Origin of the sequence: Marinoscillum furvescens DSM 4134, from assembly GCF_003386095.1 — a bacterium.
Classification (GTDB): Bacteria; Bacteroidota; Bacteroidia; order Cytophagales; family Cyclobacteriaceae; genus Marinoscillum; species Marinoscillum furvescens.
On sequence record NZ_QREG01000001.1, the window covers coordinates 502,928 to 523,575 of the forward strand.

18 protein-coding genes are annotated in these 20,648 nt (G+C 47.1%); 9 read left to right on the top strand and 9 right to left on the bottom strand.

Going from position 1 to position 20,648, the window contains the following annotated elements:
• Nucleotides 1-9: 9 nt before the first annotated feature.
• A complete protein-coding gene (locus tag C7460_RS02295) occupies nucleotides 10-3,099 on the bottom strand; it encodes a SusC/RagA family TonB-linked outer membrane protein (protein ID WP_115866525.1) in 3,090 nt (1,029 codons plus the stop codon).
• 276 nt (nucleotides 3,100-3,375) lie between these two features.
• Between C7460_RS02295 and C7460_RS02300 the strand changes: the two genes are divergently transcribed.
• A complete protein-coding gene (locus C7460_RS02300; RefSeq protein ID WP_170147851.1) occupies nucleotides 3,376-4,437 on the top strand; it encodes a sensor histidine kinase in 1,062 nt (353 codons plus the stop codon).
• Entirely contained in the window at nucleotides 4,434-5,141 is a 708-nt protein-coding gene (locus C7460_RS02305) for a LytR/AlgR family response regulator transcription factor (RefSeq protein WP_115866436.1), read from the top strand. Before C7460_RS02300 ends, C7460_RS02305 begins: the two co-directional genes overlap by 4 nt.
• Nucleotides 5,142-5,151: 10 nt before the next feature.
• Here the strand turns inward: C7460_RS02305 and C7460_RS02310 are convergent, their stop codons facing one another.
• Nucleotides 5,152-5,334: a hypothetical protein gene (locus C7460_RS02310; RefSeq protein WP_115866437.1), complete on the bottom strand. Its 183-nt coding sequence runs from the start codon at nucleotides 5,332-5,334 to the stop codon at nucleotides 5,152-5,154.
• Between the two features lie 44 nt (nucleotides 5,335-5,378).
• On the opposite strand from C7460_RS02310, the gene C7460_RS02315 reads away from it, so the two are divergent.
• A complete protein-coding gene (locus tag C7460_RS02315; protein ID WP_115866438.1) occupies nucleotides 5,379-6,959 on the top strand; it encodes a peptide chain release factor 3 in 1,581 nt (526 codons plus the stop codon).
• A gap of 59 nt (nucleotides 6,960-7,018) precedes the next feature.
• On the opposite strand, the gene C7460_RS02320 is transcribed toward C7460_RS02315, so the two are convergent.
• Nucleotides 7,019-8,992, bottom strand: a complete 1,974-nt coding sequence (locus C7460_RS02320) for a methyl-accepting chemotaxis protein (protein ID WP_115866439.1) — start codon at nucleotides 8,990-8,992, stop codon at nucleotides 7,019-7,021.
• A 226-nt stretch (nucleotides 8,993-9,218) separates the two neighbouring features.
• Here C7460_RS02320 and C7460_RS02325 point away from each other — a divergent pair, with 226 nt between their 5' ends.
• The 4 genes from C7460_RS02325 to C7460_RS02340 are packed head-to-tail and all read left to right on the top strand — an operon-like array spanning nucleotide 9,219 to nucleotide 11,751.
• Nucleotides 9,219-9,905: an RluA family pseudouridine synthase gene (locus C7460_RS02325; protein ID WP_115866440.1), complete on the top strand. Its 687-nt coding sequence runs from the start codon at nucleotides 9,219-9,221 to the stop codon at nucleotides 9,903-9,905.
• The gene (locus tag C7460_RS02330) at nucleotides 9,889-10,188 is read left to right on the top strand and encodes a DUF6787 family protein (RefSeq protein ID WP_115866441.1); all 300 of its coding nucleotides are present in this window, start codon (nucleotides 9,889-9,891) and stop codon (nucleotides 10,186-10,188) included. The genes C7460_RS02325 and C7460_RS02330 overlap by 17 nt, the downstream gene beginning before the upstream one ends.
• The gene (locus tag C7460_RS02335) at nucleotides 10,185-11,147 is read left to right on the top strand and encodes an aminodeoxychorismate synthase component I (RefSeq protein WP_221409426.1); all 963 of its coding nucleotides are present in this window, start codon (nucleotides 10,185-10,187) and stop codon (nucleotides 11,145-11,147) included. The genes C7460_RS02330 and C7460_RS02335 overlap by 4 nt, the downstream gene beginning before the upstream one ends.
• Nucleotides 11,148-11,157: 10 nt before the next feature.
• A complete protein-coding gene (locus C7460_RS02340) occupies nucleotides 11,158-11,751 on the top strand; it encodes an aminotransferase class IV (RefSeq protein ID WP_115866442.1) in 594 nt (197 codons plus the stop codon).
• Here C7460_RS02340 and C7460_RS02345 read toward each other — a convergent pair.
• The 5 genes from C7460_RS02345 to C7460_RS02365 form a co-directional block, all read right to left on the bottom strand.
• Nucleotides 11,744-12,184, bottom strand: coding sequence for a SiaC family regulatory phosphoprotein (locus C7460_RS02345; protein WP_115866443.1), 441 nt, complete (start codon nucleotides 12,182-12,184; stop codon nucleotides 11,744-11,746). The two genes, C7460_RS02340 and C7460_RS02345, sit on opposite strands and share 8 nt — an antisense overlap.
• A gap of 393 nt (nucleotides 12,185-12,577) precedes the next feature.
• Nucleotides 12,578-12,994 (bottom strand): SiaC family regulatory phosphoprotein, encoded by a 417-nt coding sequence (locus C7460_RS02350; RefSeq protein ID WP_115866444.1) that lies wholly within the window; start codon nucleotides 12,992-12,994, stop codon nucleotides 12,578-12,580.
• 220 nt (nucleotides 12,995-13,214) lie between these two features.
• Nucleotides 13,215-13,652 (bottom strand): SiaC family regulatory phosphoprotein, encoded by a 438-nt coding sequence (locus C7460_RS02355; RefSeq protein WP_115866445.1) that lies wholly within the window; start codon nucleotides 13,650-13,652, stop codon nucleotides 13,215-13,217.
• A gap of 281 nt (nucleotides 13,653-13,933) precedes the next feature.
• A complete protein-coding gene (locus tag C7460_RS02360) occupies nucleotides 13,934-14,383 on the bottom strand; it encodes a SiaC family regulatory phosphoprotein (RefSeq protein ID WP_115866446.1) in 450 nt (149 codons plus the stop codon).
• Between the two features lie 51 nt (nucleotides 14,384-14,434).
• Nucleotides 14,435-14,899 carry a hypothetical protein gene (locus tag C7460_RS02365; protein ID WP_115866447.1) on the bottom strand — a complete coding sequence of 155 codons (465 nt, stop codon included), beginning with the start codon at nucleotides 14,897-14,899 and terminating at the stop codon, nucleotides 14,435-14,437.
• A 314-nt stretch (nucleotides 14,900-15,213) separates the two neighbouring features.
• On the opposite strand from C7460_RS02365, the gene C7460_RS02370 reads away from it, so the two are divergent.
• Nucleotides 15,214-17,670, top strand: a complete 2,457-nt coding sequence (locus tag C7460_RS02370; RefSeq protein WP_115866448.1) for an ABC transporter permease — start codon at nucleotides 15,214-15,216, stop codon at nucleotides 17,668-17,670.
• On the opposite strand, the gene C7460_RS02375 is transcribed toward C7460_RS02370, so the two are convergent.
• Complete coding sequence (locus C7460_RS02375) at nucleotides 17,671-18,270, bottom strand: hypothetical protein (RefSeq protein ID WP_147302826.1); 600 nt, start codon at nucleotides 18,268-18,270, stop codon at nucleotides 17,671-17,673.
• Between the two features lie 184 nt (nucleotides 18,271-18,454).
• On the opposite strand from C7460_RS02375, the gene C7460_RS02380 reads away from it, so the two are divergent.
• Nucleotides 18,455-20,638, top strand: a complete 2,184-nt coding sequence (locus C7460_RS02380) for a tetratricopeptide repeat protein (protein WP_170147852.1) — start codon at nucleotides 18,455-18,457, stop codon at nucleotides 20,636-20,638.
• Nucleotides 20,639-20,648 lie beyond the last annotated feature (10 nt).

The window sequence follows — 20,648 nt, forward strand, 5'->3', positions numbered from 1 at the left end:
GGAGTTCCATTAAAACTTGATGTTAAGATTGAAACCATACTGCCGCGTAGATGGCAGGTTGTAGTACAATACCCCTTGTGCATAGTTACTGGTACTGTAGCTCGACTCTGGATCAAAATTGTCAAGCGCTCTGTACAGGAAGAACAGGTTTCGCCCTACCACTCCCACTGACACATCCTTGAAAGGTGTAGCTTCCAGCAGGGATTTTGGCAGACGATAGCTCAATGAAGCCTCGCGAAGCCTTACGTTGGTCTGATCAAATATGTAGTTTTCTGGAACAGAGCTATAATTGCCCCAGTACTGCTGAGCAGTGATATTATTCTCATTTGCTACATATTCAGGTTCGTCGTTAGAGCCTATGTTTTCAGACCCTTCCACTATGACTCCTCCCTCTCTATATTGCAATGTCTTTTTACCTACACCTGCCGCATCAAGTCCTGCATCTGTACCAGAATACAACTCACCTCCTATACGTGCATCTATAAGCACACGAAGTGAGACGTTCTTGTAAATGATGTTGTTGGAGAACCCTCCGGTCCAGTCTGGCTGATAATTACCTAACTTGGTGTAGTCAGAATCTATCTGAGGCACCCCATCTATAGTCACAATGTTTCCATCATCATCTCTCAGGTACGTATAGCCATAGATATCACCATATCCACCGCCCACAGTGGCTCGCACCAGCACGGTACCAGCATTGGTAGTCGTAAAGTTAAAGTGCTCTACATCACCTATTAATTCATCCAGCTTATTGCGGTTTCTAGCAAAGTTTACTGACATATCCCATGTGAGCCCTGGCGTCTTCACCACTGTTCCTCCCAACATAAGTTCCACTCCTTGATTGGTCATTTGCCCTACGTTGGTATGAAACTCCTCATATCCCGTAGACTCATTCACAGGTACCTGCATAATCAAGTCTGTAGAGTTAATCTTGTAATAGGAGATGTCTGCATAAAGTCGGTTGCCAAACGCACTGATATCCGTACCTATTTCAAACGACTTGGTCTGTTCAGGTTTGAGGTTCTCATCAAATAGCACAGAAGACCTGTTCAGAATAGGCAAGCCCAGATACGAAGATGTAGGGTTGGATAAAGTATAAGGAGTAGCTAACTGAAAAGGGTCCGTATCATTACCCACCTGCGCCCAGCTAGTGCGAAGCTTCCAGTAATCTAGCACTGAAGCTGTAGGATCTACAAACTTGTCTACGAGTATCGACAAACTAGCCGAAGGGTAAAAGTATGACCAATTATCTTTTGGCAAGGCCGAAGACCAGTCATTTCTTGCAGACAGGTTCAGATAAATAAAATTGTCAAATGAAAACTCTGCGGAACCATAAAGTGAGGTCACTTTTTTCTTTTGGGTAGGCGTATAGCTTGGGGATAAAATAGACGCACTTGCCACAATCGACTTAGTAGGAATTTTGAAGTTTTCCCCATCTACACCTTGCTGCTCGTAAGTATTGAGTCTCCAGTTACCACCCGCATTTACTGATACATTGAATTTGCTCGCCACTTCCTTATTGTACATGAGTAAGAAGTCTGCATTGGTTTCACCTGTCTTATAATTATCGTAGCTAAAGCGTCCACTCTGGTAGTACCAGTGCCCTGGATTCTCTACTCGTTCTATTTTTTGGTTTACCTGATCGGAACCCACACGCACAAAGCCTTTAAAGTCATTGGTGAAATCATATGTAGCTTTCACAAAACCCGAAAAGCGATCTCTATAATCTTCGTTGCGGTCATTATTCAATATCCAATAAGGGTTGCCATTGCCGTTGCTGTAGGAGTTGACCATCAGATCATCACCTTTGTAGTTTTTCAGGTCATTGATATCCACATTTCGCGGAATGTCATAGAGGTAAGCCATGAGTCCTTCAGTACCCTGAGCCGCACGGTTTTTGGTCTCCTGATGAAAATATGTCACCCTGGAGTCAAGACTTAATTTTTCGCTTACCTGCGAAAAGCCTCTAAGGTTGAAGTTGTGCTTTTGCAACTCTGAATTAGGCACAATCGAGCTAAATGAAGAGTTGGTGTAAGAAAAACGCATGCTTGCGGTTTCTGAACCTCCATCTATAGCTACTGTGTTGATGGCATTAAACCCTGTTTGGAAAAAATCAGCCACATTGTCGGGCTGTGCGGTGTAGGGCTTGGTTTCACCTGTCCAGTAGATTTGGTTGGAGCCATCCATTTTCGGCCCCCAGCTACCACCATTTTGTTTCAAAGTGGCCACATCGGTGTACGAATCCCCGTTAGATCCCTGGCCATATTCGTTTTGGTACTCAGGCAGTAAAAGAGGGTCCTCCCAGGTGAAGTTTGAAGAGTAAGACACTCCAAGACCTTTACCTGTACGTCCTTTTTTTGTAGTGATCATCACCACTCCATTGGCCGCACGTGATCCATACAACGCCGCGGCATTAGGACCTTTGAGCACAGTCATGGACTCGATATCGTCAGGATTCAAATCCGAAATACCCGTACCGTAATCTACACGCTCATAGTTGGCTGTACCGTCACCATTGGACGAACCAAAGCCTGAATTATCAATCGGCACTCCATCCACCACATACAGAGGCTGGTTATTTCCTGTCAGGGAGTTATTTCCTCTAATGATTACTCTGGATCCACTCCCTACACCACCTGTAGACTGGGTAATCACCATACCCGGCACGCGGCCTGCCAATGAGTTGACTACATTGGCCTGCTTTACGGTAGAGAGGTCTTCGGACTCTACGCCGGTCACTGCATAGCCCAGTGCTTTTTTGTCCTTCTCTATTCCGAAAGCAGTAACGACCACTTCCCCGAGCTCTGTAATATCCTGTGTCAGGGTTAGGTTTACTACAGACCTGGAACCTACTGCTTCTTCTTTATTTACATATCCTATAAATGAAAAGACAAGCACCGCATCATCTCCAGTGACCTGCAATCGGTAATTACCGTCTAAGTCAGTAGTGGTACCTGTACTCGTACCTTTGATGAGCACGGTGGCTCCGGGAATCGCTTCTCCTGATTCAGTATCTGTCACCGTACCGGAGACCGTCCGCTGCCCCAGGGCTACGACACTGATCAGCATCATCGTAAAAATTGGTATCAGTTTCTTCATATCAATAAACTTTTTAGTGTGATTGGTTTCGTGACTGATTTCAGTCAACAATCCGAATTAACCTATTCTTAATACCATTGGGAAATTTTTTAGCAATACCGCGGCATTTCGTAGCTAAACTGCAGACTTACTGCTACAAGACGCAAATACGTTGTTGAGCGTCCGAACTTTACCATTCGGCTAAAAAACGCTATTTCTCTTCAATCAAGGAAGATTGAAGAGCCGATATCTAATAGTTTAATAATATATTGATGCTCTGAACACAGATAAATGCACGTGAGCAACCAAAAACGGATCATCCTCTACCATGTCATTTTTTGGCTGGGGTATTTCACTTTCAACAGCGTGAGGTGGGGGCACTATTTCAGTGACTACATCTACTCCATCAAATCCAATCTCGTTGAATTCCCGATCCACATCGTACTGGTCTACTTTCACTTGTACTGGCTGGTACCCAAACTCCTGACTACCAAAAAATACGTCTGGTACGGTGTGGGCATTTTCTCTGCCACACTGATCATGTCGCTGGTAAAAATCATATTGACGTACTACCTGGTGACCACAGACATCTGGCCAGAAAGTGCCTATAAAGAAACCAACCTGTTTGGTATCAGCTACTTGCTGTCTGTCTTCGTTGGTGAGCTCTACATTGTAGGCCTTACAGCTGCCATTAAGTTTACCATAGACCGCATACGAGAGCGGGATGCTCAGCGCGAACTGGAAAAAAACAGTCTGGAAACGGAGCTGGCCTACCTCAAAAGCCAGATTCAACCTCACTTTTTTTTCAACACCCTCAACAGCCTGTATGCGCTCACTTTGGACAAATCCGAACTAGCGCCAAACACCATCCTAAAGCTATCCAACATGATGAGCTTTGTGATCTACCGGGCCAAGGCTAACGTAGTGAGCCTGATGGAGACCGTTACGCACATGAAAAACTATATAGAGCTCGAAAAAATAAGGTTTGGGGACAAACTCAACGTAGACCTACAAATCTCCGGACAGTTAGAAGGGCAGATTCCACCACTAATACTCTCTCCCTTTTTAGAAAACAGCATCAAGCACGGCGAAAAATCAGAGGACGGCTCGCTGGATATCCAGATTCAGCTGGATGTGAGTGATGCCAACATCCTACACTTTCAAATTTCCAATCAGACCAAAACCATTGACGACTCCACTGCAGTCAAGCAACTCAATGGAAATGAAGGAATAGGCCTAACCAATACCATCCGTAGGCTTAAATTGCTTTACCAGGATGAATATGATCTCAAAATAGATGACTCAAACGGAAAGTATCGTGTAGATTTAAAAATTCCCCTCAACCCCAAAATGCTATGAATATAAGATGCCTGATCATAGATGATGAACCCCTGGCCATCAGCGTAATCAAAAAATACATCGAAGAAGTAGATGACTTCATCTGCGTAGGGTCATGCGGCAATCCTCTGGAAGCTCTAAAATACCTGGAAGAGCATACCGTGGACCTGATCTTCCTGGACATCAATATGCCCAAGCTAACTGGCATGGAATTTCTCCAAAGCCTTAAAGAACGCCCGCTGGTAGTTATCACTACAGCATACCGCGAATATGCCGCTGAAAGTTATGACTATGACGTGTTGGACTATCTGGTAAAACCAATCGAATTTCCACGCTTTTTCCGCACGGTCCAAAAAGCACATGACCGCCTCAAATTTCCTACAGCCAATGGCTCCTCAGAAAGCTCCGCAAAAAACGACCACCTCTTTCTAAAAGTGGACAAAAAGATGGTCAAGGTCTTTTTTGATGAGATCCTCTATGTGGAGAGCCTCAAGGACTATGTGATGGTGCGCACCCAAAACGAAGACCTGATCGTACACCACAACCTGCACTCGTTTACCGAACTCTTACCTCCAGAGGGGTTTATGCGGATACACCGCAGCTACACAGCTTCACTAGACAAAATCAAAGCGATAGATGGCAATCAGGTAGAAATCGGCGGCAAGTACCTGCCCATAGGCCGTAACTACCAGTCGGAAGTTAAAACCAGAATTCTGAAAGGGTAACCCTCCTGCATCATTTTCGAAGATGCCTACCCACTGCAATGCTCACTAGCAAAAGCATTCCAATGGCCAGACTCGCCCCCAAACCAATGGATAAGGTAAAACCATATTCTTTGGCCAAAAACGCAAATAGTCGTCCCCCGAGCCAGCATACAGCCACAAAAGTCAGCGCTTGCAAAATCGTTTTTCGCTTCATGAACTAAAGATATTTAACTTTGCGGGCTTAATAAAACGCAGGGAATGACACTCGAACAGGAAATACAGAAGCGCCGCACCTTTGGCATCATTGCTCACCCGGATGCTGGTAAGACCACCCTTACAGAAAAACTCCTCCTCTTTGGTGGAGCCATCCAAACCGCTGGAGCAGTAAAATCCAACAAAATAGATGTGGGCACACGCTCCGACTGGATGGAAATCGAAAAGCAAAGAGGTATATCAGTAGCTACTTCCGTGATGGGATTTGACTACAAAGACCTCAAAATAAACATCCTGGATACTCCTGGTCACGAAGATTTTGCAGAAGACACCTACCGTACCCTCACCGCTGTGGATAGTGTAATCATGGTGATCGACTGTGTGAAAGGTGTGGAGAAACAGACCGAAAAGCTCATGGAAGTATGCCGCATGCGCAATACTCCTGTGCTATGCTTTATCAATAAACTCGACCGAGAAGGACGCGATGCTTTTGACCTGCTAGATGAAATCGAAGAAAAGCTCGACATCAAAGTGCGCCCGATGAGCTGGCCTATCGGAATGGGTAAATCCTTACGAGGCGTCTATAACCTGTTTGAAAACAACCTCAACCTCTACGAGCCCAGCAAAACAAAAAAGGTGACCGATGTAGTAGAAATCAAAGGCATCGATGACCCGGCACTGGAGCAACACCTCCCTCAAAGTTCTGTGAAGGAGTTGCGAGAAGAAATCGAACTGGTAAACGGCGTTTACGACCCTTTTGACACACAACAATACCTGGATGGTAAAGTAGCACCCGTATTTTTTGGAAGTGCCGTCAACAACTTTGGCGTGCGCGAACTGCTGGACTGCTTTATCCAAATAGCCCCACCTCCAGTCCCTCGTGAAACAGAGGAGCGTCAAATCCTACCCGAGGAAAAGAAATTTTCGGGATTCATTTTTAAAATCCATGCCAATATGGACCCCAAGCACCGCAACCGCATTGCCTTTGCGCGCATCTGCTCTGGAGTCTTCAAACGAGGCAGTAATTACTACCACGTAAGACAGGAAAAGCCCTTCCGGTTTTCGAATGCCACGGCCTTTATGGCACAGCAAAAAGAAACAGTAGACGAAGCATTTCCTGGTGACATCATTGGTCTGTATGATACTGGCAACCTCAAGATAGGCGACACACTCACCGAAGGGGAAAAAGGACTTTACAAGGGCATCCCGTCATTTTCACCAGAGCTGTTCCGCGAGGTAATAAACCTGGACGCCATGAAAGCCAAGCAATTGGAAAAAGGTCTCAACCAGCTCATGGACGAAGGGGTTGCACAGCTTTTCACCTTTGAGATGGGGTCTCGAAAAGTGGTAGGAACTGTAGGTGCTCTACAGTTTGAGGTATTGCAGCATCGCCTCCTCAATGAGTACAATGCCAAGGCCCGATTTGATGCGGTAAGCATCTATAAGGCCTGCTGGATCAGTGCTGAAGATGACGCCAAGCTGGATGCATTTGTCAAAGACAAATACCGCCACATCGCTAAAGACAAAGAAGGCAAGCTGGTATTTATGGCCGAGTCCAAGGCGTGGTTGCAAATGGTGCAGGACAACTTCCCCGACATCCAGTTTCACAACATCAGCGAATTTTAGTGTAAGCTTTCAGTGCGTTGGGTTGAGGGTTGACCACCCGCCCACGCACTGCATCAAGGCTAACCGCGCTCAGCAATCACCTCATCGGCACTTGCTCGCTTAGTAGCTTCGCCATCCATTACAAACCGACCGGTATTTCCTGTCAGCTCATCCGCTATACGGGTCACATCAGCAGCTATACCGTGGTAGCTTTGCATCAGGTTAGACATTTGCTGCGTAGAAGTGGCAGCCTGCTCTGCTCCGGCAGCAGTCTCTTCGGTTATCACCACTATTTTCTCAACTCTGCTTGCGATTTCATTCACATCACTGTACTGTCGCTTCGTAGACTGAGCTATTTCATTGGACAAGCGAAACGTCTCCTCGTAAGATGCAGCCATCTCTGCAAATGACCGTTTAGCCTCCGAGGTATGCGCTCCTCCTGCCTGCACCACACTGTTCATATCTGTGATCAGCTGCTCAGTTGTGTTGGCCGAATACTGCACATTGGCCACCAGCGCTTCTATCTGCTTTACAGAATCCCTGGACTGCTCGACCAGCTGGCGTATTTCTGAAGCGATCACAGAAAACCCTCTGCCCGCATCCCCAGCTTGTGCAGCTTCTATGGCTGCATTGAGCGAAAGCAAGTTAGTTTGAGAGACAATCACTTCTATGATGCCCAGAATCTTGGAGATTTCAGCGGAGTTTGTGCCAAGCTCCTGTATAGAAGACCTGCTCTTTTCAAAATAATTGAGGATCTCGTGCATGCTATCTCCTACCTGCTCAATGGTCTGACTACCCGTCTGGCAGATTTCCACTCCTTCAGATGCGGTTTGGTTGATGGTGGCCGCCTGGCTATCGATTTGTCCCGAAAACTGGCGGATATTAGTGATCAGCTCTGATGTAGCATTTACCTGCGTCACCTGATTGGCGGCACCCGCACTGATTTCGTTCATCGTTTGAGCTATTTCCACCACCTGTCGGTTCACCTGATCACTATTTTCCTGACTGATTACAGCCACCCTTCGGATATTTTGAGACTGATCATTGATATCATTCAACAGATCCGAAACATTCTCCAGGGCGTTGTTGAGGTTTTCGCCCAGCCGGGCCACTTCACCCTGGCACTCCATCCGAAACCGCTCCGTCAGGTTGCCTCTGGACATCTGGTTGATCACACGATTGAGCTCTGAAAACGGCGCCACCAGCGATTCAAAAAGGGAATTAATAGAAGTAGCCAGATCACTCCATTGCCCGTTTTGCTCATCCACATGCATCCGCAGACTGTAATTGCCCGACTCCACCACTTCTTTGATCAGGCGGTTGGTCTCCTCTATGGTATCACCCAGACGAAGCTGAGCCTCCTCCAATATGGCGTTTTGCCTGATCACCTCCTCATTCTTACTTTCTGCTATTCGTGTTTGCTCCGAAATTTTCTTTTCAAACTTCTGATGCATATTCACAATTAGATACAACTCAAAAGCAACAATGGCCGCTACAGTACGGGCGGCTATATTGAACGAGTTCATATCGGCCTGTTCATACGGCAGCTCATCTACCGGCAGCCCAAGTGCGCTTTGAATACTTTCAAAAAACACATAGCACAGCAGCGACCCGACCAGGGTAAAGTTGAACAGCTTTCGCTCTCGCTGCAGATCAAAAATGATAGCCGTACCGATGATCACTGGCCACAGGTATATCTTATTGACCTGCACACGCATGATACCTGCATCTACTCCCTGCTCGATATACAGGAGGTTGAAATAGTAGAAAGTGAACACCTCGTAGCACACCATCCCAAATACCAGAAATACGCGACCCGCCCGATGCCAGCCGCCTACATTGAGCGCATAGCCTATCACAAAAACTGGAAGCACAAAAAGGGCCTCCAGCGCTACCTCCCCTAGCCCCGACACTATCAGTGCCAGCGTAAGCACTGCCACTATAGGGATGGCAAAAACTACCAGGCAGTTGGTATAATAAACACGACTTTTGATGGCCTCCTCGGTTTCCTGAGAAGTACCGGCATATAGCAGGTTCTTTAAAATGGCTTTCATTAGGTCTGGTGATAACACAAAAAAATGGAATACAACTACTCCGTATTGGCAACCAACAAATTAGCACAATCTCACAAAAAATGAGGGTGATCTGACTGGATAAAATCCACGAAGCTGTGTCTGTCCATCAAAAAGCTCATCACCATGCGGTATTTTCTCCCTTCTCCTATCAAACAAAACCTCCGGAGCATCGCCAATTGCCGGAGTATTATTTCCTTTGCACCTTATGCAAACTCCCCGTGTGATCTACGAAGACAACCACCTACTCATTTTGCACAAGCCTGCTGGCTGGCTGGTGCAGGGAGACAAAACGGGCGATCGTACACTCACGGACTGGGGAAGGGCATATATCAAAGAAAAATACCAAAAGCCCGGAGAGGTGTTTTTGCACCCTACCCACCGGCTGGACAGACCCGTGAGTGGAATCTGTGCCTTTGCGCGAACTTCAAAAGCACTGGAGCGCATGAACAAGCTCTTTCGGGAGGATAAAATAAAAAAAACTTACCTGGCCATCAGCCAGGGAAAACCCGCCAATCCAGCCAACAAATTGGTGCACTGGCTCGTGAAAGATGGCAGCAAAAACATCACCCGTGCATACTCCAAAGCGAAAGGAAACGCTAAAAAAGCCGAGCTGGACTATGCACTTGCCGCCACAGACAAGACACACTGCCTGCTCAAAGTATTTCCGGTCACGGGCAGGCCACACCAGATACGGGTACAACTGGCCCAGATGGGCTGTCCCATTCAGGGAGACTTAAAATACGGATACCCTACACCAAACCCCGACAAAAGCATCTCATTGCACGCTTTTCAGCTTAGCTTTATACATCCGGTTCGCAAACAACCGGTAACTTTCACCTGTAAACCTTCCTGGACTGCCTTTAAACCCATCATCAATGAGCTGGATAGATAAATTAAAAAAACGCTGGAACCTTAAAAGTGGCTTTCAGGTGATCATCGTACTGATCGTATTCGCCTGCACCGGATTTACCGTCATGTTTCTCAAAGACCCCATCGTTTCGCTTTTCACCACCGATGGCGAAAAAAGCCTTTGGTTTACAATCGCCTATTACCTGCTCATCCTGCCTGTTTACAATGTCATACTGTTATTTTATGGTTTCTTGTTTGGGCAGTTTGCGTTCTTTTGGGAGTTTGAGAAAAAGATGTGGAAACGAATGAGCGGCAAAAAAACATGATGCTTAGAAGACCAGCAGCCATTCAGCAGATCAATGCCCTGGGCAAAAGCCACACCCCCTTCCTGTTTTTCACAGACTTTTTGGGCACCAGTGCTTTTGTATGCCCGCTAGACCAGCTCCAAAAACACAACATCACCTATGCATTTGGAGACCAGGCATCGAGTCACTCCAAACCCAATTTCGCGTTTTCAAAACAACCATTGCTTCGCGAAGAATTCGCGTTGGCATTTCGATACGTGGTAGATCAAATCAACTTTGGCAACTCCTACCTGGTCAACCTTACCGTAAAAACGCCCATAACCACAAACCTTTCACTACAAGAGATTTATGCCGTAAGCAAGGCTAAATACAAGCTTCGCTACCAAGATCAGTTTGTATTTTTTTCACCGGAGACTTTCGTCAAAATTGAAGACGGACACATCTACTCTTACCCGATGAAAGGCACCCTGGATGCTGCCGTACCCAATGCGCGCCAGCAACTGCTCAACGACCCTAAAGAAACCGCCGAACATGTCACTATCGTAGACCTGATTCGCAATGACCTGAGCCAGATCGCAGAAAAGGTAGCCGTCACCAAATTTCGGTTTATCACCGAAGTACAAACCCATGAAAAAACCCTCCTACAAGTGAGCTCGGAAATTCGGGGCCAGCTTCCCCAGGACTATCACAGCCGACTGGGCACACTACTTTTCAAACTGCTGCCCGCCGGCTCCATTTCGGGTGCTCCCAAAAAAGAAACCGTGCAGATCATCGCCAATGCAGAGACCTATGAGCGCGGCTTTTATACCGGCATCTGTGGAGTGTACGATGGCCAAAACCTGGACAGTGGAGTCATGATCCGATTCATAGAAAAAGAAAACAATCAGCTCTACTACAAAAGTGGCGGCGGCATCACTTCGTTTAGCAACGAAGCCAGTGAATACCAGGAAGTAATTGATAAAATCTACATCCCTTGTTAACCCTCTTAGCATGACCTTAGGCCCTACTTTTCTGGAAACCATCTGCGCAGTAGACCACACCTACCCGCTGCTCGCATACCATCAGCAGCGTCTGGCACAGACCTATCGTCATTTTTTTGGAGGCACACCACCACAGCTGACGGACCATCTGCCGGAGCCTGCCAAAAGCAAGCACAAGGTACGAGTACACTATGGAGCTGACCATTTGGATGTTACCTCCACCCCCTATACCAACCGGCAAATACAGCAGATAAAAACAATAACCGCCACCCCATCACTGACCTACACTTACAAATATGCGCATCGAGAAGACCTGGAGTCTCTTTTTGCCCAACGTGGCAATGCCGACGAAATACTCATCATAAAAAACCAGCTGCTAACCGATAGCTTCTATGCCAACATCGCGCTATGGGACGGATCCCACTGGTACACCCCAGCACACTGCCTACTCAATGGCGTACGCAGGCAGGCGCTACTAGAAGCAGGACGTATTATATCCTGCCCGCTTAGCGTAAGCGACCTCACTTCTTTTCAGAAAATCAGTTTTATCAGTGGCATGCTAGAGCTGGATGAGGTATCAGCGCCAGTATCAGCAATCAGCTAGCCAGGCAGAGCATCCGCACCGGATACGATAGCTCCAGTACAGTAAACACCTCTCTGCCCGTAAAGTAAATCGGATGGGTTTCATCTTTGGAAAACCAGTCGAGAGCTATGTCTGCACCATTTTTAGACTCCTCCTCCAGGCGATTAAAAAACTCCATTAGTAGAAAGACAGAGTCGTGATTGATTTCATCGTAAATCAATGAAACCCGAAGCTTGTTGGCTTGCTTGAGGCCACCGAGTACATGATGAAAGATCCGCCGGTAAAAAGGCCTGATAGTGGCTCGTGTGGATGTACCGCGAATTACCAACGTGGAGTTGTGCAGCGTATAGCTTACATGCGGTGTTGAGGTTGTTGGGTCGATGATCAGATCACCTGCAGGTGCCACCACTGGCGCCTGTCTGGATGACAAAAAATCCTGCTCAAAGCTACTCATAGTTAGGTATTAGAAGTTACTGGCCAGTGACAGCACATACAGCACCACTGCTGCTATCCCTGCCGTTTTTATCATTCGTTTCATGTGAGTAGTTTTTTTTCCAAGCCTCCAGTGCAATATCCGTCGGTTTCTCGCTAGATGGTCAACTCGCTTCATACCTCCATAGCAATTGCACGGTGCTTTTTCCAGTTCTAAATATTTTTAAAGTTAGCTGGCATGTCAGACCTACGTGAGCGTATTATACGGATATTGCATAAATAAGCATTTCTCGTAGTTGCATAGGCAATTCTCTGATTCCAACTGGTCGCACGCTAAAAATAAGGGGAGCCGCGCCATGCGCATACTCCCCTCCGCTCAATTCACCGCTAAAAAGAGCCTCGTCTCCTGGTTGGGTTACCTGGTTTTAAAATCAAAGTCGAGCCCGTAGATATCCTGAAAATCCATTCCTGTCTCGATCATCTCTATGTTGTCGTACGTTGTTATCCATGCCACATACACTTCTTTGCCCATAGCTGCAGCTTTCCCCAGCACTTTGAATACCTCAAAAAGCAAACTAGAACTGATAGTATTTAGCCTGTTAAACTGCACCTCCACTTTGAGTTTATTCAGCTCAGACGCATCAGATTTAAACTGGTCTACTACAGCCGTGCAAAGCTCCTCCATGTTTACACCAGCGGTGGTTTCAGCAATAGTCAGACACTGTGCATGACGATCGTAGTGCACATAAGGTGTAGCGCGTCTGATCTTAGATGCGTCCAGGATTTCGGCTAATGCTGGATAAAGTACTGGGTTTTGGGCTGTAGACTGCATAATTCTTACGGTTTAATAGTTCTTTAGTCAAATAAATAAAGTCGGCCGGGTAAGAATGGTCCGTGGGAGCGAACCTGCATTGGGAAGGTGAAGCCTGAGTGTTGGTGACTTCTTATGTATACAAAGGTGGGGAGAATGCGCTACCCTGGTAAGGGCATAATGCTTAATTAGGAAAAATAGGTGGATCACCTACTAATGCTGAGCGATCCACCTGGCCCTGTTAGAAATTTTTAGATATTGTATTGAAAGGAATGTCAAACTGGTGGGCATACTCTACTCCCACCAACCTCATACCTTCATCTTTATTTCTGGAAAACCAGTTGACCTCCACCTCTCCTCCGGCTTGCTTTACTTTTTCCATCTCATGAAATACATCCATGAGCATCACGATGGTATTGAGGCACAGCTCGTCAAAGGCGAGCATCAGCGTGAGCTCACGATGCTCATTCAGGCATTTACTGGCCCAGTTATAAATCTCCGCATAAAACTCCGGCACATTGTCCGATACGGACTTTCCTCTAATCAACACCGCCCGCAAGCGTTCGTTGAGCTGTACATACGGTGTTTCATTTGTGGCCTGGTATACCCGGATACCAATGTTGTTTTGGCTCTGGGGCTCCTGTAAATACTCAGGTATTAAATCTGATCGTTCGTTCATCGGTGATTTAGTTTGATGGTAAATGATGGTTAAATATTCGTACCACAGGTCGTGGCTTGTTGGGAAGAATTATGAATATCCGATAGGAACCGTACTATACAAAGATGGCTTTAAACCAACTTATTTATAAGGGTAAAACCCTGATTTTCAGCATTTAGGCATAAACCCCAAATCTCATAGGCGAATCACCTAGTAGCAGTTAGAAACAACAAAGCCGAAGTAAACTTCGGCTCTGAAATGCACCCGAAGGTGTTTCGCCTAACCTAATCTATTTCTAACTGCTATATCAATTTAAGCTCAAGGTTGAGCTCGTATAATTCTGCAAAATCCATTGCCATATCCTGAAGCTTTCTATTGGATCTGTCGGCCATCCAGAACACCTGAGAGTCCGTACCCTCTGCCATCGCTTTCTTCAGTGATTTAAAGAGTTGGAAAAGTACTTTGGCGGTCTCAGGGTTAATGTCTTTTAGATAAAGCTCTACCGTAGTGGCTTTCTTATTGGTCAGCCCTTGCCGCAGCTCTTTTACAAACGGCTCGTAAAATGCCTCCATCCCGGCGCCCAGAGACACGCCTGCAATGTGCAACCTGGCCGATCTCCTGTCATAGCACACATAGGGGGTCTGTCCGGTTTGAGCTACTACCAGCTTAGAGGCTGGGCGTCTACCCAATTGCTGCATTTTAGTAAATGCTGAAATAATGGCTGTTTCGATGCTTACGGTTGTAGTGTTCATTTTCTTTAGCTTAAAGTGGTTCTTAATTCTGTTGTTGGTTATGGCATAGTATCAGTTACGAGGATTCCAGCTATTGATTCGGATATTTATACCGGCCATGAAAGTAGGCCTAAAGGCTCTTACCCCTACATCTCCAAATACTTTTACATGCTGGATAGGCTCGAAGCTTCCCTGCACACTCGGTGTGATCATAAAATGCTGATTATTGATCACTCCCGTACGGACCTTCAAGCTCACAGCTGCACTTCCTGATGCTATAAAAGGATAAGTCATATAGGCTCCGAAGAACTGGTTTTCTACATCTGCTGTAGTTCCTTCTTCTGCAAGAGCCACCACGGGAGAGCGCTGGTAAAACCCTCCGATTTCCACGTTGGGAGAAAATGCATAGCCGATTGCAGTCCCTATTTTGGTGTTTACTGTGGTACGTTCGATATAGTTAGTGACCGTCACTCCCTGAGCAGTGGCCGTAGTAAGAATGAGTGTTAGAATAGCGATTGTCAGTATGGCGTTCTTCATGGCGTTTGTTTGGATTAGTTACATTACAAAATTGCCATAGAAAAACGCCCTATATAAGAGTAAAATGCTGATTTTGAGGATTTAGGTGCTGTGCGAAATGGGATACGAAATATGTATTAAGCCATTCACCTAGGCTTTTTTTAGGTGATTTACCTACCCTTTGAAACTAATTCAAATACTTCTTGCCAATCGCACATTAAATTGTTCGAAAACGAACAGTTCACGCGCCCCAAAACAAACACAACCATCTGTATATCTGATACTTACATTTTCTGGCAAAGATTTAGCACCTTAGCAGCTCAAACACACTAACCATGCTCAGAAATTTATTTACTGTCGCCATCCGCAACCTCAAGCGCCAAAAATTCTTTTCCATCCTGCACATCATCGGGCTATCTATAGGTGTGGCAGCATGCCTCACAGTATGGTTATACAGCCATCATGAGCTGAGTTATGATCAGTTTCATGAAAAAGCAGACCGGATCGTACGAGTCAACCAGACCTTTATATGGGGGGATACCGATGATTTGTTTGGCTCCACCGGACCTGCCGTGATCCACGCCCTGCGCAGCGAAATCCCCGAATTTGAAAGCCTCACCAGAGCACATACTCCCGGCAGCCGGCTCGTCAGATACAATGCACCCGATAAGCTCATCATGTTTGAAGAAGACAACATCGTGGCTGCAGACAGTAATTTCCTTCAGGTGTTTACCTTTCCGCTATTGCGCGGAAATCCGGCTACTGCTCTCACACACCCCAACAGCGTCGTACTCACGGCCACCACTGCCCAGCGCTACTTTGGCAGTATAGACGTCCTGGGCAAGCAACTGGAAATGGGTGAAGGCGACCAGCAAAAGACTGTTCAGGTGACGGGAGTAGCCGAAGACCTGCCCGGCAATTCGCACATCGAGTTTGACTTCTTGCTTTCCATGTCCTCCTTTCCACGGGTACAGCGCCAGGCAGACTCCTGGATGTGGACCACCTTTATCACCTTCGGCGTGCTGCGGCCAGACGCCTCTCTGGAGCAGGTAGCCCAAAAAGTGGCTCAAGTGCCCGGAAAATATCTGGAGCCTTTTCTGCAAAAGTATCGAGGCATCAGCTACGAAGAATTCAAAGCTTCGGGTGAAGAATGGGACCTCTATCTACAACCACTTCTAGACATCCACCTGAGATCTACCAATGTCTACTCACGCCTCAATGAAGTAAACGACATCAAAACGCTCTACATCCTGTGGATGGTAGCAGGACTTACCCTACTGCTATCACTAATCAATTTCATCAACCTCTCCACAGCGCGTTCTACGGCTCGTGCCAAAGAGGTAGGCGTGCGCAAGGTCATCGGCTCTGGCCGGTCGCTGCTGATCTTTCAGTTTCTCACAGAATCTGTTCTACTGGCTACAGCCGCTGTAGTGGTGGGCATATTGCTCACAGAGCTCAGCCTGTCATTATTCAACCAGGCCATGAATACCGACCTGGCACTAAAGCCTTTCCAAACCATACTATTACTACCCTCTATGGCCATCATAGCGCTGGGCATGGGAGCGCTCGCCGGCATCTACCCGGCCTTTTACCTGTCTTCCTTCAGACCAGCACAGGTACTCAAAGGCACCATACAGGGCGGCACCAAAGGCACACGCGTACGCAACCTACTGGTGACACTGCAGTTTACGATCTCTATAGGCCTGATCGGCAGCACACTCATCATTCAGGAGCAAGTGCACTACTGGCAGTCTTTTGATCTGGGCTTCGACCGGGACAATAAAATCATCATCCAGCACGCCAACCGTCTTGGAAACTCTTTTGAAGCTTTCAAAAACGACCTCCTCAGCAACCCACTCATCGAGCAGGTGACCTACGCCTCAGATACGCCTCCGCTGGTGCACGACTTTGACAACTTCACCCTGGACGGCCAGGAAGAAAAACAACTGTCCGTTAACTATGTGGCAACCGATGAGCATTTCACGGATGTTTTTGGCCTGGAGATCATCCACGGGCGCTCCTTCAGCAAGGCTTTTAACGAGTCCAACAACATCATCGTGAACCGTCGCCTAACCCAAAACCTTGGATTTACCACACCTGAAGAAGCCCTGCAGCACAAGCTCGAGCACTACGGACAAAAATTTACCATCATAGGGGTAATGGACGATTTCACCACCAGCCTGTCGGGCAATCAGTACCCATTCGCCATCCTGGCCAATAATGCTCCGATCTACAGAGACAGCAACTATGAGCTTACACTCAACCTGAGCCGGGAAGTACAGCCAGAGGAGCTTACCACCCTGCTGCAAACACTGGAAGCCCAATGGCAAGCCACCAACCCGAAGGCTCCCTTTAGCTACGCATTTGTAGACCAGGAGTACATGCAGCTCTTTAGCCAGGCAATCGTATTTGGCAAAATGCTCCGTGCGCTGGCCATACTCGCTGTACTCATTGCCTGCCTTGGGCTCATCGGGCTCATTGCCTATGTGATCGACAAGCGAAACAAAGAAATAGGCATTCGCAAAGTGCTCGGTGCCTCCATGAGCAGTATCTGGCTGCTACTATCACGTGATTTTGGAAAGCTGCTGGGCATTGGCTTTGTGCTGGCCATACCTGCCACCTGGCACCTGATGAATCTCTGGCTGGAAGATTACCCGATCCGCACAGCCATCTCAATGTTTACGCTCCTGGCTGCCGGAGGCATCATGCTATGCACCACACTCATCACCATGAGCTTTCAGACCATCAAAGCAGCACAAATAGACCCTGTGAAATACCTGAAAGAGGAATAACTACAACTTAAAACCGACGCAAATCATTGTCCCCCATGCAACATCTCCAGTAGAATAAAGCCCCTGCAAAAAGGGATTAGTCGTTATGAAAAACTGACCCTTTTGTAGCAACCTAACATTCACCATCGTGGTAAGACCAACACTCACTTCATCTCTATAAACCGGATAACCTATAGATGAGCCATGGTTCTGAGGGTTTAACTCATCATCTACGGTTTGGTACCCGGCTCCCTCCAGTGATTTCAACAGTCTCAATGAGGGTCCTAAGGAAATGGAAAACCAATCTGCCTGTTGCTGAAATGGCACATAGTTCGCTAAAACATCGATTGTCCAAATTTTAGCTGAGTAAAAATTCCCGCCTGACACAAAGGACTCGGCACTCCCATTGAGGTGGGCCAAAGAAAAACCCAACCGATCTGTCAAATGCAATGTATACTCGGCATGAAATACGAAACCTATATGGTCTCCGGTTCCTAAAAACTGACCACCAGAACCAACTTTTAGCGAGTGATGCTTTTCCTGGCTTCCCTGAGAAAAAGCTGTAATGGATATAAACAAGCCTATCAAGGTAAGTAGTGAAGCTCTCCAAATCAGTTTCATCTGTCTATTAGTTTACGATTGGTTCGCAATGTTATGTGTAGAAATTGAAGGTAACGCAACAGTAAATATAGAAACGATTTTGACTGTAGTCGTCCAATTCAACCCAGTCTGGCACATCAAATATATGTGCCAGCTTTCGCACAGACGGTGTATCTTTAAGAATTTGACACACAATTCACAGCCAATGATACCTGTAAGGCACATTTTCACCACACTAGTCTGCACCCTCCTCACGCTCACTGCCACCACGCAAGCCCTCCAACCCGGCAAGTGGATGGGCACATTCTCATTTGCGTCAGGCACGGAGTTTCTAATGGTGATAGAAGTGGACCAGGTCGCCAAAAAACGCTTTACCGGTAAGGTCTACTGGCCAGACTACTTCAACAATGCAGCCGCTATAGAAGGGTCTATCAAAAAAAAGAATTTCACCTTTAAGGAAGTAAAGCTGCTGCAGGGCAAAGAAATGGACATGAGCAGCAAATACCAGTTTGTCATTGGTGAAGAAGGCGAACTTCTGGGCACGGCTGGTCAGGGCTCCGCGCCCAATGCTACCTTCAAGCTAAAAAACTATGACCAGATGACGCCCTCTCTGCAGGCGGAGTGGGATGAGCGCCTGGCTGCAGAAGCACAAAAATGGGGTGTGGCCATCATTGGCCCCGAAAGTCCCAAAGAAGAAGCTGAAGCCAAACTGCTCAAATACCGCCAAATCAGCGCTGACTTTGACCAGTCCACCTCCTCCCTCACTGTATGGGGCAGCACATTTATCAAAGGCATGCACTTCCCCATATTCCTGGTCTTTGTCAACCCTGAAATGTACATGGAAATGGAACTCCAGGGAACAAAATTTATCCAGGTTAAAACAGACAGCATAGAGTGGAGCTACAACCCCACCCAAGATCAGGTGATCGTGACCCCTAAAGAAAAAAACGAAGACAATGGCATCTTTGGCAATGCGGGCATTAGCGCAAACGCACGCGTGATTGCTGCCAATACAGCCACTATAAATGGACTTTCCGCCACTCGAATAAAAATACAAGATGGCGCCAACACCAAAATCATTTATCTCAGCAAAAACCACGACCTGCTCCGCGAAGAAACCAGTACAGAAATCCAGGATTTTTCCGGATACTACCCGCTGGAGGGAGTATCTATGCCTGGAGTATTCAAAAACGTTTCTCTGGAGCAGCACCTCATCCTCAACCTGGACAGTGCTGTACTCAACCGTCCGGTAGATGAAAGCCTGTTTCAAATACCTGAACACCTGCAGTCCAAAATCTACGAAGAACAAAACGAAGACAAGTACAACGAAACCGGCAACGAGTTTTTCAAAGACGGAGCATACGAAAAAGCCATCAGCAACTACAACCAGGCCATACAGCTAGATGCAGATCGCTTCATCTTTTTTTATAACCGAGGCAGTGCTCACCTGAAGCTTGGCAACAACTATGCCGCCATAACGGACCTCACACGTGCCATAGAGCTCAACCCTGAATACCAGCAGGCGTGGAACCAACGCGGTGAAACCAAAGCCAACCTGGGTGACCAGGCCAGCGCCATGGAAGACTACCAGCAGGCCATAGCACTCGACAGCAGCTATCAGGACGCCTGGCTAAACCTCGGGCTGGCACAGTACAACCAGGGCAATTTTGAGCATGCGCTCACCAGCTTTTCGCAACTCATCTCGCTAGACAGCACCAACGGCCTCTACCACTACAACCTCGCCTACACCTACTCCCAGCTAGGCAAAGACACGGTAGCCATCACCTACTTTGAAAAAGCGCTGACCCACGGTCACGACCCCATCAATAGCAACAACATGATCGGCATCTCCTACTACCGCATGGAAGACTACCGGTCGGCAGCTGTGTACTTTCGGGAAGTCGTAGCCCGAAACAATGAAAACCCCGTATACCTGCTCAACCTGGGCAAGTCACTCTATGAAATAGACAGCCTGGAACCAGCCAAAAGCTATATCAGCAAGTCGCTGGAGCTGGCCCCAGACAATGACGATGCTCTCAACCATCTGGGGCTAACCTACTACGCACAGGAGGACTACAGCACCGCCATCACCTTCTTCACCAAAGCCATAGCCGTAAACGAAGACAATGCCTACTACTATGACAACCGCGCCTTTGCCAAAGCCGGCATGCTCAACTACACCGGTGCGATAGAGGACTTTACCGAGTCTATAGACCTCTATCCCAAAGACCCCAATGTCTACTACAATCGCGCACAGATGAACCTCAACCTCAACAACAAGTTTGATGCGTGCCGTGATTTTAGAAAAGCTAGTGAAATGGGCATGGAAGCAGCCAAAGAGGCCATCGCCGAAAACTGTGGACTGGGATCACCCATAGACCCGGATTGATCGCAGCCCT

Excerpts from the sequence above, each read along its gene's own strand:
- C7460_RS02295 (WP_115866525.1), bottom strand. The coding sequence starts at position 3,099 with ATGAAGAAACTGATACCAATTTTTACGATGATGCTGATCAGTGTCGTA.
- C7460_RS02305 (WP_115866436.1), top strand. The coding sequence starts at position 4,434 with ATGAATATAAGATGCCTGATCATAGATGATGAACCCCTGGCCATCAGC.
- C7460_RS02310 (WP_115866437.1), bottom strand. The coding sequence starts at position 5,334 with ATGAAGCGAAAAACGATTTTGCAAGCGCTGACTTTTGTGGCTGTATGC.
- C7460_RS02315 (WP_115866438.1), top strand. The coding sequence starts at position 5,379 with ATGACACTCGAACAGGAAATACAGAAGCGCCGCACCTTTGGCATCATT.
- C7460_RS02320 (WP_115866439.1), bottom strand. The coding sequence starts at position 8,992 with ATGAAAGCCATTTTAAAGAACCTGCTATATGCCGGTACTTCTCAGGAA.
- C7460_RS02325 (WP_115866440.1), top strand. The coding sequence starts at position 9,219 with ATGCAAACTCCCCGTGTGATCTACGAAGACAACCACCTACTCATTTTG.
- C7460_RS02330 (WP_115866441.1), top strand. The coding sequence starts at position 9,889 with ATGAGCTGGATAGATAAATTAAAAAAACGCTGGAACCTTAAAAGTGGC.
- C7460_RS02335 (WP_221409426.1), top strand. The coding sequence starts at position 10,185 with ATGATGCTTAGAAGACCAGCAGCCATTCAGCAGATCAATGCCCTGGGC.
- C7460_RS02340 (WP_115866442.1), top strand. The coding sequence starts at position 11,158 with ATGACCTTAGGCCCTACTTTTCTGGAAACCATCTGCGCAGTAGACCAC.
- C7460_RS02345 (WP_115866443.1), bottom strand. The coding sequence starts at position 12,184 with ATGAGTAGCTTTGAGCAGGATTTTTTGTCATCCAGACAGGCGCCAGTG.
- C7460_RS02350 (WP_115866444.1), bottom strand. The coding sequence starts at position 12,994 with ATGCAGTCTACAGCCCAAAACCCAGTACTTTATCCAGCATTAGCCGAA.
- C7460_RS02355 (WP_115866445.1), bottom strand. The coding sequence starts at position 13,652 with ATGAACGAACGATCAGATTTAATACCTGAGTATTTACAGGAGCCCCAG.
- C7460_RS02360 (WP_115866446.1), bottom strand. The coding sequence starts at position 14,383 with ATGAACACTACAACCGTAAGCATCGAAACAGCCATTATTTCAGCATTT.
- C7460_RS02365 (WP_115866447.1), bottom strand. The coding sequence starts at position 14,899 with ATGAAGAACGCCATACTGACAATCGCTATTCTAACACTCATTCTTACT.
- C7460_RS02370 (WP_115866448.1), top strand. The coding sequence starts at position 15,214 with ATGCTCAGAAATTTATTTACTGTCGCCATCCGCAACCTCAAGCGCCAA.
- C7460_RS02375 (WP_147302826.1), bottom strand. The coding sequence starts at position 18,270 with ATGAAACTGATTTGGAGAGCTTCACTACTTACCTTGATAGGCTTGTTT.
- C7460_RS02380 (WP_170147852.1), top strand. The coding sequence starts at position 18,455 with ATGATACCTGTAAGGCACATTTTCACCACACTAGTCTGCACCCTCCTC.